The 16,449-nt window shown below is 39.7% G+C and carries 11 protein-coding genes and 1 pseudogene; 4 read left to right on the top strand and 8 right to left on the bottom strand.

What is annotated here, in order from left to right:
• Window positions 1–399: 399 nt before the first annotated feature.
• Window positions 400–1,281, bottom strand: coding sequence for a TetR/AcrR family transcriptional regulator (locus ACXAF2_RS17100; RefSeq protein WP_475140444.1), 882 nt, complete (start codon window positions 1,279–1,281; stop codon window positions 400–402).
• Between the two features lie 212 nt (window positions 1,282–1,493).
• Here ACXAF2_RS17100 and ACXAF2_RS17105 point away from each other — a divergent pair, with 212 nt between their 5' ends.
• From ACXAF2_RS17105 to ACXAF2_RS17115, 3 genes are all read left to right on the top strand, one after another.
• Window positions 1,494–4,553, top strand: a complete 3,060-nt coding sequence (locus ACXAF2_RS17105) for an efflux RND transporter permease subunit (protein ID WP_475140446.1) — start codon at window positions 1,494–1,496, stop codon at window positions 4,551–4,553.
• A gap of 130 nt (window positions 4,554–4,683) precedes the next feature.
• Window positions 4,684–6,135, top strand: a complete 1,452-nt coding sequence (locus ACXAF2_RS17110) for an MDR family MFS transporter (RefSeq protein WP_475140448.1) — start codon at window positions 4,684–4,686, stop codon at window positions 6,133–6,135.
• 128 nt (window positions 6,136–6,263) lie between these two features.
• Window positions 6,264–6,758 (top strand): DinB family protein, encoded by a 495-nt coding sequence (locus tag ACXAF2_RS17115; protein WP_475140449.1) that lies wholly within the window; start codon window positions 6,264–6,266, stop codon window positions 6,756–6,758.
• Between the two features lie 81 nt (window positions 6,759–6,839).
• Here the strand turns inward: ACXAF2_RS17115 and ACXAF2_RS17120 are convergent, their stop codons facing one another.
• The 6 genes and pseudogenes from ACXAF2_RS17120 to ACXAF2_RS17145 all read right to left on the bottom strand — a co-directional run bounded on the left by ACXAF2_RS17120 (window position 6,840) and on the right by ACXAF2_RS17145 (window position 13,779).
• Window positions 6,840–7,634, bottom strand: a complete 795-nt coding sequence (locus ACXAF2_RS17120; RefSeq protein WP_475140451.1) for an ABC transporter permease subunit — start codon at window positions 7,632–7,634, stop codon at window positions 6,840–6,842.
• A 15-nt stretch (window positions 7,635–7,649) separates the two neighbouring features.
• Window positions 7,650–8,441 (bottom strand): ABC transporter permease subunit, encoded by a 792-nt coding sequence (locus ACXAF2_RS17125; protein ID WP_475140453.1) that lies wholly within the window; start codon window positions 8,439–8,441, stop codon window positions 7,650–7,652.
• Window positions 8,442–8,447: 6 nt separating this feature from the next.
• A pseudogene (locus ACXAF2_RS17130) lies at window positions 8,448–9,332 on the bottom strand (ABC transporter ATP-binding protein).
• Between the two features lie 27 nt (window positions 9,333–9,359).
• Entirely contained in the window at window positions 9,360–9,980 is a 621-nt protein-coding gene (locus ACXAF2_RS17135) for a TetR/AcrR family transcriptional regulator (protein ID WP_475140455.1), read from the bottom strand.
• A 305-nt stretch (window positions 9,981–10,285) separates the two neighbouring features.
• Window positions 10,286–13,498 (bottom strand): SNF2 helicase associated domain-containing protein, encoded by a 3,213-nt coding sequence (locus ACXAF2_RS17140; protein WP_475140457.1) that lies wholly within the window; start codon window positions 13,496–13,498, stop codon window positions 10,286–10,288.
• Between the two features lie 191 nt (window positions 13,499–13,689).
• On the bottom strand, window positions 13,690–13,779 hold the full coding sequence (locus tag ACXAF2_RS17145; protein WP_475140459.1) for a putative holin-like toxin: 90 nt from the start codon (window positions 13,777–13,779) through the stop codon (window positions 13,690–13,692).
• A gap of 427 nt (window positions 13,780–14,206) precedes the next feature.
• Here ACXAF2_RS17145 and ACXAF2_RS17150 point away from each other — a divergent pair, with 427 nt between their 5' ends.
• Window positions 14,207–14,824, top strand: a complete 618-nt coding sequence (locus ACXAF2_RS17150) for an acetate uptake transporter (protein WP_475140461.1) — start codon at window positions 14,207–14,209, stop codon at window positions 14,822–14,824.
• A gap of 184 nt (window positions 14,825–15,008) precedes the next feature.
• Here ACXAF2_RS17150 and ACXAF2_RS17155 read toward each other — a convergent pair whose 3' ends face one another.
• The gene (locus ACXAF2_RS17155; RefSeq protein WP_475140463.1) at window positions 15,009–15,971 is read right to left on the bottom strand and encodes a GNAT family N-acetyltransferase; all 963 of its coding nucleotides are present in this window, start codon (window positions 15,969–15,971) and stop codon (window positions 15,009–15,011) included.
• Window positions 15,972–16,449 lie beyond the last annotated feature (478 nt).

Below are 16,449 nucleotides of genomic sequence, written 5' to 3' on the forward strand. Positions count from 1 at the left end.
TCTCACTCTTCACCTTCCCATCTTTCGTATCTGCTAATAGAATTTATAGCCACACCCGATCTTCTCTTTTACAGTTTTTCAATAATTGTGCAATTTCAGCCTCAATTTTTGGAACGCTATAAACGTTTATAAATAGTACCTTCTCCCCGATTACTATTTCAAGGGTGAATTTTTTCGCATACTTGCTTGTGATATATAGCTATATCTTATCATGAGCTTTTTCAAGTAACCTCGCGGCATCATCTTCCAAATATTCTGTTAAAAAAACACTACATAACAAAAATAGCAGACCAAAAGTTTCACCATTTGGTCTGCTATTTTTTGTGATAGTTGATGTGTTAATAAGCATTCTATTTTAGTTGTGAATTGTATCTTTCTCCTTATCAACCGAACGGGTCACTATTTATCAGGAAGGAGCTGCAACTCTAACTCTTCAGCTTCTATTTTCAATTTCTTTTCATCCATCAACAATCGAAATAACCCTTTGATGATCAACTCGTCCGGCTCCGCTTGGCGGCATTCCTCTGAAATCCGATTGGCGATATTCATGTAATACTTGACATGTTCTCCACTCAACCCGTTTATTTTCTCATACAAACCCTTCCAGGCATTCTCCCTTTTTTCAAATGAAATGAAGGCACCTTCCCGATCCATGCTTACAGAAAATGATTTCATCATCTCATCATTTAACAATGGCTTGCTCTTACCTTCGAAAAAGTCTTCAGCAAGAAGGAAAATCTGTCGAACTAAATGTTTTCCGAGAACAGAAGGATCCAAGGCATCCTCGGTAGAGATCAAAAGCATCATATACGATGAATAGATGGATTGGGTCATCCACATGAGGTCCCATTTGTAAGGCTTGATCTTATCACCAAATACTTCTAATAGATTATGCTCGAGCCAGCTAAATAACCTTCCTCTCATGCGGTGTTCCATTGCAGCCAGTTTCTCACTGTTCTTCGCTGACTCTCCCCGCATGTGCATCTTCATATACGACTTATATTCAAGTATCCCTTCAAATTGGACTTGAAACTGTTTTGCGAACCGTTCAAGAGGTCGTAAGTTCCCTTCAAGTCCGACGACAAAAGCCCGTTCGAAGACAAGTTGCTGATAATGTTCATAAATCGATATGATTAAATCTTCTTTTGATTGAAAAAATGAATATAGGGAGCCCTTTGAAATGCCGACACTTTCGGCGATTTGCTGCATGGACGTTTGATTATATCCGTGTTCTGCAAAGAGCTCTACGGCTGATTCGAGAATTGATTTACGTTTATCCAATTTCTACACCTCTAAATCCAGAAAAAATTCACTCTATCATTTTAACCGTACTCTCCCAAAAATAGAAGAGCATTATTTCTTGACTACAGAAAAATTACATGTAAAATGACTAGTGAGTCAACCGATTAATGACTGATATATAAGTAAATATTAAAGTTTTCGCAAAACTTATGACCCACGAGTCAAAACATTATCAAAGGAGGATAACATTCATGTTGAAAGCTATTTTAAACCGTTCCAAAATCACACTGATTTTTGTATTGTTGTTTGTGATTATCGGTATTTTTACTTTTTTACAATTACCACAGCGAGAAATACCAGAAACAAGTGTGAACATTGGAACGGTCAGCACCGTTTATCCAGGTGCAACCGTTGACTCTGTCGAGAGGACGGTAACCAATCCCATCGAATCGTCTCTACAGTCGATTGATGGAATTAAGGAAATCAGCTCCTCCTCTTCAGCCGGATTCTCTACTATTATTGTAGAGGTTGAAGATGGAGAAAACAAAAAAGAAGTGTTTGGAGATGTGCGGCAAGCGGTTTCCGATGCAACCACCTCTTTTCCTGATGACGTATTCGATCCGGAAATTAACGAATCCACGGTGAAAATGCCGATTGTTTCCTACCACATCACAAGTGATAACAAGGAATCCCTACTCACTCTTCGTGAAGAAATGAACCGTTGGCAGGAAGAAGTCGAGGAAATTTCGGGTGTCTCCAGTGTAACGGTAAAAGGATTACCCGAAGAAGAAATTGTCATCGAATTAGAACAGGATAAATTAAAAGCGTCAGGACTCAATCCTTCCAATGTTATGAATGCGATTAATGATGAATACTATCCGACACCTCTAGGAAAGCAGGAAGTTGATAACGAAGTCGTTCAATTAACGGTTGATCATTACTCAACTATTGATGAGATGAATGAGCTTTTTGTTGGCAAGAACCCTCAAGGAGAAACGATCTTGTTACAAGATATAGCAAACGTTGAAATTGCTCCTAAAGAGGTTAAAGATATTGTTACATTTGAAGGGAAGCCTTCCCTCTCCTTTACAGCATTTGTTCAGGCAGGGGAAGATATCCCCTCTGTGGATGAGAATGTAAGCAACAAAGTGGATGAACTGGCAAAATCTCTCCCTTCAGATGTGAACCTTAAAGCTTATTACTCTCAGGCTTCGATTGTAACAGACATCTTTGATGGATTATTTACGTCCCTTGCGATTTCCGTTGTAGCGGTTATTTTAACAACGGCATTGGGACTAACCGTTTCTGGAGCATTCGTAGTAGCATTAGCGGTTCCGATTTCCGTCTTAATGGGGTTGATTCCACTGCCATTTTCCGGTGTGGATCTTAATCAGATCTCCGTCATCGGTGCCATTATCGCTCTCGGTATCCTTGTGGATGACTCGATTGTTGTGAATGACAATATTCAACGTCGCTACAAGCTTGGTGATCGTGCGCTTATGGGGGCCGTAAATGGTGTCAAAGAGATCTGGGTTTCGATTGTGACCTCCTCTCTTGCCATTGTATTCACGTTCCTTCCTCTTATATTTTTATCAGGCGGAAACGGAGCGTTCATAAGAGCATTGCCGACTGTGCTGATAACGACGATCATCGCATCGACACTTGTTGCACTGATCTTTGTTCCAATCATGAGATACATGCTTTATAGTAGAACAACGAAAAAAGTACCAGATGCACCCGGTTTACTAGGAAAACCATTGAATAAGCTGGCTGACTTTTATGCTGATACTATTTTAAAGAAGTTTTCAAAACGACCTGTCCTGGTATCTGCTATCGGTCTCATCTTCACAACCGCCATCTTCGGACTGATTGCTCTTACACCATTTGAATTCTTCCCGTCAGCTGACCGTGAAGAAGTAACGATTGATGTAACGTTACCAATCGGTACCACGATTGATGAAACTGCGAGCACTTTAGCAGACATGGAACAACTATTAAAATCTGATGAGGGTGTCTATGAAACCTCTGCTTTTGCTGGTTCAGGACTACCTAACTTATTTAACAGCTCTCTTTCAAATTCCGGTCAGAATACAGGTCAATTGGTCGCGAGAGTCGATCGTGAGAACCAAACGGCTCAAGGACTGATTGACAAATGGACTGACAAACTGAGAGAAGAATATCCCGATGCTTTGATCTTCATGGAAACGATCCAGCAAGGTCCTCCGGCAGGGGCTCCTGTCACAGTAACGGTTTCTGGTCCTGAAATGGAGCGATTAATTGAACTTCGAGATACGATCTCTACTGAAATTGAGAAACTGGATACTGATCTAGTCGTTGATAATGTTGGGGAAATGGAGCCCACGATTGAATATGTTCCAAACCGCGAGCTTCTCGAGGAAAATGGTATTACAATCAATCAGATCAGCCAACAACTTCGATTGGCTACAGAAGGCATTCCGATGAAAGCCTTTGATAATGGTGTCACGAAACGTGATATGACACTGGTATTTGAAGGAAATGATGATGAAGTGAATCTGTCTTCTCTAGAGGTTCCCGCTCAAACAGCTAATCCTGCGGGACCACCGAAGCTGATTCCCCTTGGTGAGCTGGTGACTCCTGAAAAGAAAGATGAACTTCAACTCATCCCTCATAAAGACGGTGAGCGTGCAATCACGATTCGTGCTTTTCCTGAGAATGAGGAAAACTATAAAGAAAATGTCCAGGATATCGTGAAAGATGTACGAGAAAACCTAGACGACAACAATTATTCCATTACATTAGGCGGGGAAAATGAAGCTCAGAATGACTTCTTCGCGGAGATCACAGTGCTATTTACTATTGTCATTTTCCTAGTGTATTTAGTCATTGCTCTTCAATTCAATTCTTTATCACTTCCGTTCTTAGTTCTTGTCGCTGTTTATCTTGCCATTGCAGGTGCAATTCTGGGGTTATTCGTTACTCAAACCCCGATCAGCTTCCTGGCTGTCATGGGGATGGTGTCATTAACCGGTATCGTTGTGAGGAACTCTGTCGTGTTAATTGAGTTTATTGAACAGGGATTGAAGAATGGTATGGGCGCAAAAGAAGCAGTTGTGGAATCAGGGCGTACCCGTATTCGTCCAATTCTACTGACAGCGCTAACGTCGATTGTGGCACTTATTCCTGTTGCAGTCAGCGGAGATGCCCTTTTCACACCACTTGCTGTTACCATTATTTCAGGTATCCTGTTCTCGGCTGTATTAACTCTTATCATAGTTCCGATGATGTATCTTGTCTTCCACCGCTTTAGAAGAAGAAAGCGCGAAGCATAAGAATGATTTAGAGGGGTGTCCATGTGACACTCCTCTTTTCCTTGGTAAACGGAACAATTCTCTTGAGAAATCATTCAAAATCAAGCATTATAGAAAAGTATTTTATTTTAATCTTTAATGGAGGAACAACATGTCATCAAAAATCAATACAAAAGCGATCCTCATAACTTTTATGATCGGTGCTTTTTTTGCCATATTAAATGAAACGTTGTTAAATATCGCCCTAACTGAATTAATGGAAGTATTTAACGTTGATGCTCCCACAGTTCAATGGTTAGCAACAGGATTCATGCTCGTCATGGGTGTGCTGATGCCTATCTCCGCCCTGCTTATCCAATGGTTCACGACTCGTCAAATGTTTATCGGTGTGATGAGTGTGTTTCTACTTGGCACTGTGATTGCTGCATGTGCCATGAATTTCCCGATGTTGCTTGCTGGTCGGATGATTCAGGCGGTTGGGACCGGTTTGCTTATTCCAGTCATCATGAATGCCTTGTTATTGATTTACCGACCGGAAGTACGTGGTAAAATCATGGGTACGTTCGGACTGGTCATTATGTTTGCACCTGCGATCGGACCTACTCTATCTGGTGTGATTGTTGACTTATTAGGGTGGAGATGGTTATTCATTACAGTCATTCCCTTCGCCGTGTTCTCAATTCTATTCGCTTTAAAATATTTACAAAATGTCGGCGAAATCACTCGTCCCAGTGTGGATATCTTGTCCATTATCCTTTCTTCAGTTGGTATTGGAGGAATTGTTTACGGATTTAGTTCGGCGGGGGAAGAATCTGCAGGGTTTACGTCTCTGAAAATTATCGTAATTATTTCAATTGCGGTTATAAGCTTGATATTATTCGTCTTACGTCAGCTAAAGCTTGATGAACCACTTCTCGATGTTCGTGTTTTCCGATATAAAAGCTATACGAGAGGAGTATCGATCTTCGTCATTGTCATCATGGCTATGTTTGCATCTGAAATCGTCATGCCTATGTATTTACAAGGACCACTCGGATATTCTGCAAAAGCAGCCGGATTATTATTACTTCCTGGGGCTCTCTTAAATGGTCTGATGTCTCCGACAATGGGATCGTTATTTGATAAATACGGTCCAAGAAAACTGATCATTCCAGGAACCTTAACCTTAGTAGGGGTAATGATTTTCTTTAGCACAATTAATCCATCTACTCCCATCTGGTTATTCGTTCTTTTCTATATGGTTCTGATGCTATCCATTTCAGCCATCATGATGCCTGCACAAACGAATGGTTTGAATGAACTACCAAAGCATCTATATCCACATGGAACCGCCATTGCAAACACACTGCAGCCAGTCGCAGGAGCTCTTGGGGTTTCAATCTTTGTCAGCATCATGACTCAAAGTCAGGCTGGGTATATTGAAGAGCGATCGGGTGAGTTAACAGAAGGACTCTTAAACAATGCCATGACCTATGGTGTACACCACGCTTATTGGTTCGCTCTTGCCTTGGCTTCTGTCGCTTTCCTTATTTCGTTATTCATCCGGAAAGCTGTTGCTCCTGATTTTGATGGAGAAGGAGAACAGGCTGGAAGTGAAAGTTAAAAATATAAATATTCCCTATTATCTGAAAAGCTCAGATTCCTGAGCTTTTTTCAAAAGTGCTATTACTGTACGTCCATCTTCCTCAAGAGTAAAATGGATCTTGAAACCACCCATGAGGAGGAACTTATATGGACAAAGAGATCAAACTAATTGAGAACATCCGTTCTAACCTATTGAATAGCGTGAGCGATTTAACCAATGATGATTTAAACAGAAGAGTTGAAAAAGGCCGATGGACAATCATGCAAGTGCTGGACCATCTGTACCTTATGGAGAGGTCGTTGACGAAAGCGATTCAAACAACGTTAGCTAAAGGTGAAGAACAGAAAGTGCCATCTAAGCCGATCCACTATACGGTAGACCGAACGACGAAAGTAGATGCACCTCCATTTGTCGTTCCTACTGAAGAAAGCCTTACCTTTCAAGAAATGAAGAACAAACTTAATGCTTCCCGTAAAGATCTTCTCACCTTTCTTCATACAACAAGCAAAGAAGAATTACAGGAAAAAGCGTATCCTCATCCTATATTCGGACTTATCCGATTAGATGAATGGGTACCGTTTATTGGGTATCATGAGAAGAGACATTTAGAGCAGATTGAAGAACTAAAAGCAAAATTATAAACCCATCAATAAAGGAGCTTCCCTTAGTGGAGAAGCTCCTTTGATTTTTGTACCTAATATTTATCACTAGATTATTTACTTCTATATATTTAAATCCCGCTTTTCATAAAGAACAAAGGTAGCTACCGCCAGAACCCCTATCAAAACAACTGAAATCCCAACAAATATCAATTCCAAACCAACATCCATCACATTCTTTGCTTCAAAGTATTTGAATGGGGTGAGGTATTTCAAGCCTTCGATTTTTTCGCTCAGGTCTATGGCAAAGGAAAGGATGTAGGTGGCTAATACTACACCTGTTGCAAATGTAGCTGCTTTTCCAGGCTTTTTGGTCAAACCTGCAATCGCTGTTCCAAACACTAAAAAGAGAACTTGTAGCATAAACATTCCTACCATAGTGATTCCTATATCACTGAAGATGGACTCTCCATCACTATACCTTCCTACTATGAAGAAAGAAGCTGCCCATGTGATGATCAACAGAATCCCAACTTGCGTGAGAGCTGCCAACAATTTTATCCCTATGATTCTCTTTCTGTGCATGGGTTTTACGAACAGAAACTCAACGGTTTTATCCCTTTCTTCCTTTGAGATGATTGTTGCACCAATCATTGCCGCATGAATCGTAGAGAGCAACACTATATACAGAAAGAGCACTCCATAATATCCACTGGCCGTCGACATATCGAGACTGCCTACCCCTAGAAATACTTGGAGTGATTTAGGCATTTCAGCCATTAGCTCATTCATGGATTGACCTGAAGAAGAGAATCCTGCAAACTTTCCCATCCCCGAACCGATCAAGGCAATCATCCCTATACACCAAATGATGAGGGATTTGCGGTGAGCTTTCATTTCTTTTAAATATACATTCATCTTGTTCCCCTCCCCTTATACCGTATGAATATCTTTTTTGTTGTAAATAACAAAACTTCCGATTAGTGAAAGGACAATCAGGAACAGCCCTAAGATCAGGAATGATAATTCATATCCCTCATGGTTCATAATATAGCTATAGTCAAAGTACTTAAATGGAGAAAAATAGCGAGTGGCCTCCTCAGAAGCTGCTACCATACCAATTAGAAAAAAGGAAAACACGACGCCGAGTGATAAGGTGATTACCGATTTCACCTTCGGAAATACAACGGCAATGATGATTCCAATGGCAAACATAATCAATTGGGTGAATAAGAGTGTTAGAGAAATCAGTAAGAAAACATACAGACTAAATTCCTCCACTTTTACCACGTTTGCCACAATAATTGCTGCACTCAAATAAACGATATTCGTAAAAAGGAGCGATGTTAAAGCTGCGAGTATTTTAGAAGAAAGGATCTTCGTTCGGGTTACTGGTTTAGTCAATAGAAAATCAGCTGTTTTTTCACGAATTTCCTTCGAGCTAATGGAGATACCAAGATTCATGGCTTGAATCGAACCGCATAAAGTGATGTACAAGAATACATACGAATAATAACCATTTAGAGAGCCGATACTGTCCACCTGAATACCTAACGCTCTTCTCACTCCCTCTGGGAATCCTTCCAGGAGCTTCTTGAATTCGTCAATTTCTTTCGATATAGAAGGAAACATCGACATGAACAGGATCACTAACACAACGAGTGCACCTGTCCAGATAAACGTTGACTTTCGATAAGCCTTTAATTCATATAATAAGATATTCATAGAGGATCAAGCCTCCTTTTCGTAATAGTGCATGAAGATTTCCTCTAAATCCGGCTCCTCGATCCAAAGATTCGCAATTTGGATATCGGCAACCTTTTTCATGACCGAGTTGATATCCCCTCTGAACAAGAAGCTGACATGATTTTGATTCACTTCAAGATTGCTCACACCTTCCATCTCGAAGTATGATTGATCTACATCACTTTTCAATTCAAGTTTGAATTTTTTATGATTGTTTTCTTTTAACGTACTGATTTTTTCAACTTGAACGATTCTTCCTTCTTTAATGATCCCTACTCGATCACAAAGTCTCTGAACTTCACTTAATATATGAGAAGAAAATAGAATGGTCGCTCCCTTCTTATTTTCAGCTTGAAGCAGTTAAAAGAATTTTTGCTGCATTAGAGGATCCAAGCCTGATGTTGGTTCATCCAGGATAATGAGCTTTGGTTCATGAAGCAGCCCTTGAATGATCCCCACTTTCTTTTTGTTTCCAAGTGAGAGAACGTCAATCTTCTTCGATAAATCCAAGTTTAGCACTTCAGCTAATTCTTTCATCCTCTTCGTGCAGTCCTTCTTGTAGAAGCTTGCTGAATACTTAAGAAGATCCATGACCTTCATATTGTCGTAATAGAACACTTCAGATGGTAGATACCCTACTACCTTCGCAATCTCTGGAGCGGACTCAATACAATCCTTACCGAATATTCTAGCCCTCCCGCTTGTCGGATGAATCAGCGAAAGAAGGGTTCTGATCGTCGTTGATTTCCCAGCCCCATTAGGCCCGATAAAGCCAAAGATTTCCCCTTCTTTCACTTGGAAACTGATGTCGATTATCCCTCTCGACTTTCCGTACGTTTTCGTTAATTCATTAATTTCAATTACATTCATGGATTTCATCCTCCCTTTTCCTATATCTTATTTATAGAATGATACCTTCAATAATTCGATGTAGGAATCGATTTCAGTCAGCACTTCTTCTTGATCAATTTCGTCTACAGAAAGTTTCTTAACTTTTTGTTGTTGTTGATTGGCTATTCCTTCAAAGGTCCAATAAATAATTTGAATCGACTTTTTCACATCGACACCTTCTTTGAATTTCGATGTATCCAAATTGGTGAATAATTTAGCAAAGCTATTTTCCACCATTTTGGATTTGATCTGCTCAATAGCATCCTTCACTTCAGGTGCTTCTTCAAGAAATGCACTAGTAAGAAAATTGATCAGATGAGGATAAACGGAAAAAAGCTCAAACTTTATCAACGTTACTGCTCGAATCGTAACGAAAATATCGCGCTCGTTCCAGTCAATACGCTCATATATCTTCTCAGTGAATAAGTCGGATAGATGTTCATACAGTGAAACATATAAATCCTTTTTGCTATTAAAATAATGAAATAAAATGCCCTTTGAGATTTTTGCTTCCTTCACGATTGCGTTTGTTGAGGCATTTTGATAACCATTCTTCGCAAAAATTAGAGTTGCTGCATTTATGATCCTTTCTTCTTTATCAGGATCTATGTTTAATGTTTTAAACAATATTTTCTCATCCTCCTTCTTACGGACAGGCGTTTGACCAAGTTGGTCAATCTAATTATAACCACTTTTGACCAGTGTGGTCAATGTTATTCTAGAATAATACACTAAGTGTGCCGAGTAAAAAAATAGGAGAGATCCCAAAATGTTTGTTGAAGAGTTTGTTTTAAAGATTTATTCTGTAACCTCCAGTCTTAGCCTTATAGAATGTAATTAAATGCTCCACAAACGGTAATATACCTTAGCTGATTGTAAAAAATAAAAGGTGGGGCTTCATTATAGAAGTCCCACCTTTACAATTCTAAATCTTAAATTGATAATATATTCCTAATCTCATCTTCCGTGATGGAAGAAACAATATTCTCGTCTGGGTCGATCACCTCTTGAATGAGGTTTCTCTTTTTCTCTTGCAGTTCATTCATTTTTTCTTCAATGGTACCGCGGGAAATGAGCTTGATGACTTGTACTTCATTTTTTTGCCCCATGCGGTGGGCTCGATCCGCTGCTTGCTCTTCGACAGCAGGATTCCACCATGTATCGTAGAGGATGACGGTATCAGCACTTGTTAAGTTGAGTCCCGTACCTCCCGTTTTTAATGAAATAAGAAACAGGTCGCGTTCTCCTTCATTGAATCTTTTGCACATGCCTACCCGCTCTTCAGAAGGTGTTGAGCCATTGAGGTAAAAGAAGGTCTTTCCCTTTGCCGAAAGCTCACTTCCAATGAACTCAAGCATTTTAGTAAACTGTGAAAAAATCAGCACCCTTCTTCCTGAAAGCCTTGATTCTTCCAAAATCTCCATAAGCTGAATGAATTTTGCCGATGTTCCCTGGTAGCCCTCTACAAATAAACCTGGATGACAGCATATTTGTCGAAGTCTGGTTAAACCAGCCAGAATTTTGATTCTGTTTTTCCTCAAAGTATTTTTATCCAGATGCTTAAGCGTATCGTGACGAAGCTTGGCTAAATAAGCAGCGTACAATTCCTTTTGAGGCGGCAGCAATTCCGCCGATTCCATGATCTCCCGTTTTTCAGGAAGTTCTGATAAAACATCTTTCTTCATCCTTCGCAGGACAAACGGGCGAATTCTTTTAGCGATATCTTTCTTTGTCAGACGACTGTAATCCTTAAGTCCTAGAAATAATCCCGGAAATACTACGTGAAAAATTGACCACAGCTCTTCAAGTGAGTTCTCAACAGGGGTACCGGTTAATGCGAAACGGTGATTGGCTTCGATTTTCTTTACGCTTCTTGCCGTTTGCGTTATTGGATTTTTGAACGCCTGAGCCTCATCATAAAACACCGTGTGAAATTTCTGATGCTCGTACCACTTGATGTCACTTCGAAGTAATGGATAGGAAATAATGATCACATCGATATCCTTTAATCCATTCTGCTTCTTCCTTCGTTCTGATTTATTTCCATCCAGTATCACTGCTTGTATTTCAGGAGCAAACTTCGTAAATTCACTCTGCCAGTTATACATGAGGGACGAAGGACATACAATCAGAGCCGGAAGTTTCTGTGTTCTAATTTCTTCTAACTCCGAAACGATAAAAGAAATGCTTTGGATGGTTTTCCCTAATCCCATATCGTCGGCTAAGATTCCGCCCAGATTATAAAAGGCCAGAGCTTTCATCCATCGAAAGCCGTTTTTTTGATATTCTCTCAGCAATGTGCTCAGTGTTGGTGGTATGGAAAAATCCATACTGCCAGGGTTCATGATATGTTGTAGGAACTCTTTATACGAATCACCAAATTTGAACGTATGGCTCGCATCAACTGAATCCAGGAGTTGGAGGCTTTGATGCAACGGCAGCTCGAGCCCCTTGATTAAATCATTTTTCTCCGCTTGAGATGTATGAAGAAATCGCTGAATGTCTTGAAATTCGTTGGATTCAAGGGACAGAAGTGATCCGTTTCTCATCCGGTAATATTTACGTTTTTCATCCAATGCTTCAAGGATTTCCATGATCTGTCGGTCAGGTATCCCATCCATTTCAAACTTGAATTCCAGCCAGTTCATTCGTTCTTTCTTCACCTTGACCCGGATTTTCGCACCATTACTCCCTTTAAAGACACGGTTTCTCACAGCTGTAGTTGCATAGATTTGGACAAGCTTCTGAATTTTCGTTACACCATAGGTTAAAAACTCATACTCTAAATCCTCATTATGCAAAAAGTAACCGCCTTCTGTTTTTCCAAAAGAGAACTCTTCCATCAATTCAAGGATGGCATCTTCTTTCTCCACCTCTCTAATTAGTAAGGATCCCGAAGGTGGTTCGCGATTTTCTAATGGGTGAATGATCACATGCTCGTAATGAAATTCAAGACCCGCCAGCAAGCGATTCTTCACCCGGTCAAGATACAGCTTTGCAACAAGCGGCGCCATTCCCAACCTTCTGGAAATTTCGTCCGAGATTGTGACCTTCCCCAATTTCTTTAAACCAATCGCCACTTTCTCTAGAAAGAAGCCTATTTGGGCTTGAGGAATGGGAATCGAGTCTGTTCCTGATTTGGTGAGAAGTCGCTTTAATTCAGAAAGACGCTCGCAATCCCTGGTGGACAGGTGGGTCAATGTTCCTTCATGAAGAACGATTTGATATTCATCGAGGACGACCATATTGTTCAAACCGGTTATGTGTAATCGGTAGCTTCCATTCTCATTTTGACCAAATTGGAACTTTAATGGAAGCGGGGTCTTCAATTGCTTGATCCCCTCTACGGTGTGCTGGCTTTGCTCTACTTTAACCCTTGGGGCTTTTATAAGAAATGGTACAATCCGCTCCCATGAAGAGGGTGGAATGAGCATCTGTTCATTATTGTTCACTTCAGTTGAAGAATATATTTTTTCTTCCTGGGCCACTTTTATTAGCTTTTGCATTACAGTATCGGTATTGATTTCAAAGCAATGAAGTTGTTGATTGAAAATGAATGATGCTGAAAGATGGAAGGGAACTCCTTCTTTGATGCTCTGGAGAAACCTTCTAAGCTGTTGAACCTTGATAGAGTGAATCGTTAATTCAATCCCGATCATAGCTCCACCTGTTTTTAAGGATACAGGCTTAATCAATATTTCACATTGCAGGACTTGTCTGTTTTCAAAATGCCTCTGGTGACCAGTGGAGCGTATGGATTCATCTTGAAACAAGGTGAAAAATTCTTCTGTTACTTCCCTTCCCTCGCTATTTCCATTACGCTGCTCATAATGAATGGCGATTAGAACAGCAGCGATATGTTGACACTCTTTATCAAACGATGCCAGTTTGGGACAACTGCACTTTGCGTGGAGTTCTCCACCAGCCCCCCCAGTAACGGTTACGTGGAAATCTTCCTCCCCACTAATCGTCGCTTCACAATAATTTGAACAGAACTCGTTCATTTTCACTTTATTTGAACGGTAATATGCCTCTCCTCTTTTGAAAGAAACCGTACCGCATCGTTCTTTAATAAGTTTTTGATGTATGACCTTCAAGTTTCTGGTTCCTTCCTGGAAATGTTTGAATGTTAGCGAAAGTTCCATAATTGGTTTTCTTCAATAATCCTATGATAACAACAATAAGCAAATTTAGAAACAGTACGGCATCTATTACTATATTAATAGAAACGTATATTCGCGAGGTGATCTACATAGACTAAAAGGGAAGCGATCAGACAGAAAAAAAACCGAACTATGAGGCCAGTCATAGTCCGGAAAAACCTTTAAGGAGCCCTCTACTTTTCAATATGATTCAACAAAGAAATGATGAAACTTCCTGCTTGAAACATCAGCATGAAAATTAAGTAGTTCTCCACCACCCTCACCTCCTTCTAGAGGATCGCTCGAGTAAAATATTTGTCCCCTGTTGATATGTATGTAGGATAGACTCAATTCATGCGCTTTTTTGTTGTGAATTGGCTGTACGGACAGAATAAAGAACTCCCGGATTATCTTTTTGCGGATAATCCGGGAGTTTATTTATTTGTAAGGAGGTTTTTGATGATTTTTCATTTGATGAGTCGTAACCTTGGTCAAGTCGACCCTTTTGGTGTGGTTTTTTAGAGTTGGATTTGCGTATGAGAAAGTTATATCTGCGAAAATTTACTTTTATCAGCGAAATACAGTTTTCCACCTAACTACATCTAAAATAACGCCCATATGTATGAAAGTTATGCTTACATAATATTTTCTATTGCATACTGACACTTTTTTATGTAAATTAGTCAAGTATGTTTAATAGGAGGTATCATCATGAATCAAACACAAAACACTCAGCGCGTTCAAATCGCGACAGCGGATCCATCTGCTCTTGGACTTTTTGGATTGGCTATGGTTACCCTTGTGGCTTCTTCAGCGAAACTTGGATGGACGGATGGAGTTTCTTTTGTATTACCATGGGCGATTTTCCTTGGTGGAATTGCGCAGCTGATCGCATGCTTTGGAGATGCAAAACATAATAATACATTCGGATCCACTGCATTTGGAGCATTCGGCTTATTTTGGCTTGGAGTCGGGACATCTTGGTTAATTTCATTCGGTGTGTTTGGAGAAGCAGCGGCTGCTGCAGTTGATCCACACCAACTGGGGATAGCGTATATCGGCTATCTGATTTTCAGTATTTTCATGACCATTGGCGCAATGGAAACTCATAAGGTCTTATTCATTATTTTTGTACTGATTGATTTCTTATTTATTGGCCTTTCCCTCTCTACACTTGGGATTGCACCTGAAGCCATGCATAAATTAGCGGCCATTTCCGAGTTGTTTATTGCACTGTTCAGCTTCTACGGCTCTGCTGCAAGTGTATTGAACATTCACTTTGGAAAAGAAACACTTCCTGTTGGAAAGCCATTCGGGATATTTAAGTAAGCGAAGAAAGAGAGTGATGGGTGCCCATCTCTCTCTTTTTCATTATTTCTTCAAAAAGGGAATCAAAATGTCAAAATGAGGATCCTTTAAATCTCGGTCACTGGGGTATCTTTCATGCTTGATGGGAAGACCATCGAAGTATTTATACATGTAATTGATCATTGCTCCCAGAATATTCAAAGTTTTATTTGTTCCCTCTTACTACTTCATAAGCATCCAAGAGATCCTTCACCAAAATACTGTTGATCATCATTCCTTCCGTCTCACAATCTATTAATTCAACATTTTTCAGATTGCAACTTTTAAACTGGCTCCCTTTAAGGTCACAGCGCTCAAATCTTACAGGTTCCTCCTCTTCTCCAAGAGTCGTGTCATGAACATACACGCCCCCGAGAGTCACATGGGCGAATTCACTATGTGAAAGATTCAAATCAGCCATCAGGGATTTTTTGAAATTAATATTTTGAAAGCGGGATTCACTTAGATTGCAATTATTAAAATGAGCTCTCGTTAAGTTACTGTTGCTAAATGTGGAGTGACTCCCGTTAATACCATAGAAATCCGTCTCCGTCATGTTGCTCTGCTCCACTTGCAGCCGGGAAAGGTCAAATTGTCTCAAGGTATCACCTTGAATGTGAATCTCCCTCGTCTCAACCTCTTCTGTCCCATCATGTTGTAATCTTTTCTCATAACAGAATTCATCTTCTGATTCAAAGACTTTCTTGTATCCCATCTTCTCGTAAAAGGCATGATTATTCAGCTGCCTGCTGGATGTCTCAAGCTCCCACGATTTCACCTGTGGAAACTTCCCTTCTATTAATCTTATGGCATCAGAACCAATTCCATTTCCCTGATAATCTGGATCAACAAAGATACGGTCGACTCTTCCATGGCGCTTTCCCTCTAACGTGACAATAACACCTCCGACAAGCACTTCGTCATCAAGGATTTTGAAATAATTCAATTCATGGATCATATACTTCCCCATCTCAATGGAGTCGTAGCCTGGTGGCTGGATATTGTAATCGACTACATTCTCTGAATACGAAAGCCATTTTTCTTTTTCAGCATCAAACACTTTCTTTTTTATTTCTGTAAGGATTTCTGCATCTTGTATTCTTGCTTTTTCTATTGTGATTGTACTCATTTTAACCCTCCACTTCATCTCTAATAAATTACTCATTAGACAACAGATCTGCTTTGAAATGATATTTAATTTTTACTATGTTTCAAAATTACGGATTGAAACCTCATTACTTCTCTTCGGTTTTCATTATATGGGAAATTATAACTTATTTAAAATATAAAGGAATGTCTACCCTCTTTATAATCTGAATTTAATTGAATTATAGATCTCTTATCAGACATTCATCCCCATCATCTAGCTACATGAACTGTATTATTATTATGAGATTCATAAGATAAATTTTATTACCGATAGTCGCAAACGCCCTTAACTTAACATACTAACAAAAAAATGAAGCCCTACGTTAGAAAACGAGGGCTTCATTTTTCATTTTTGACAACATTCTTTTTTGCAATCTCTTCTTTAACTTCAACCAATTTCACTTTACAGCAATCCTTCTTTTCTTTCTGACCAATCAAAGTCTTTAACCAATTCAATT

This window comes from Rossellomorea sp. ABR4_004, from assembly GCF_056159585.1.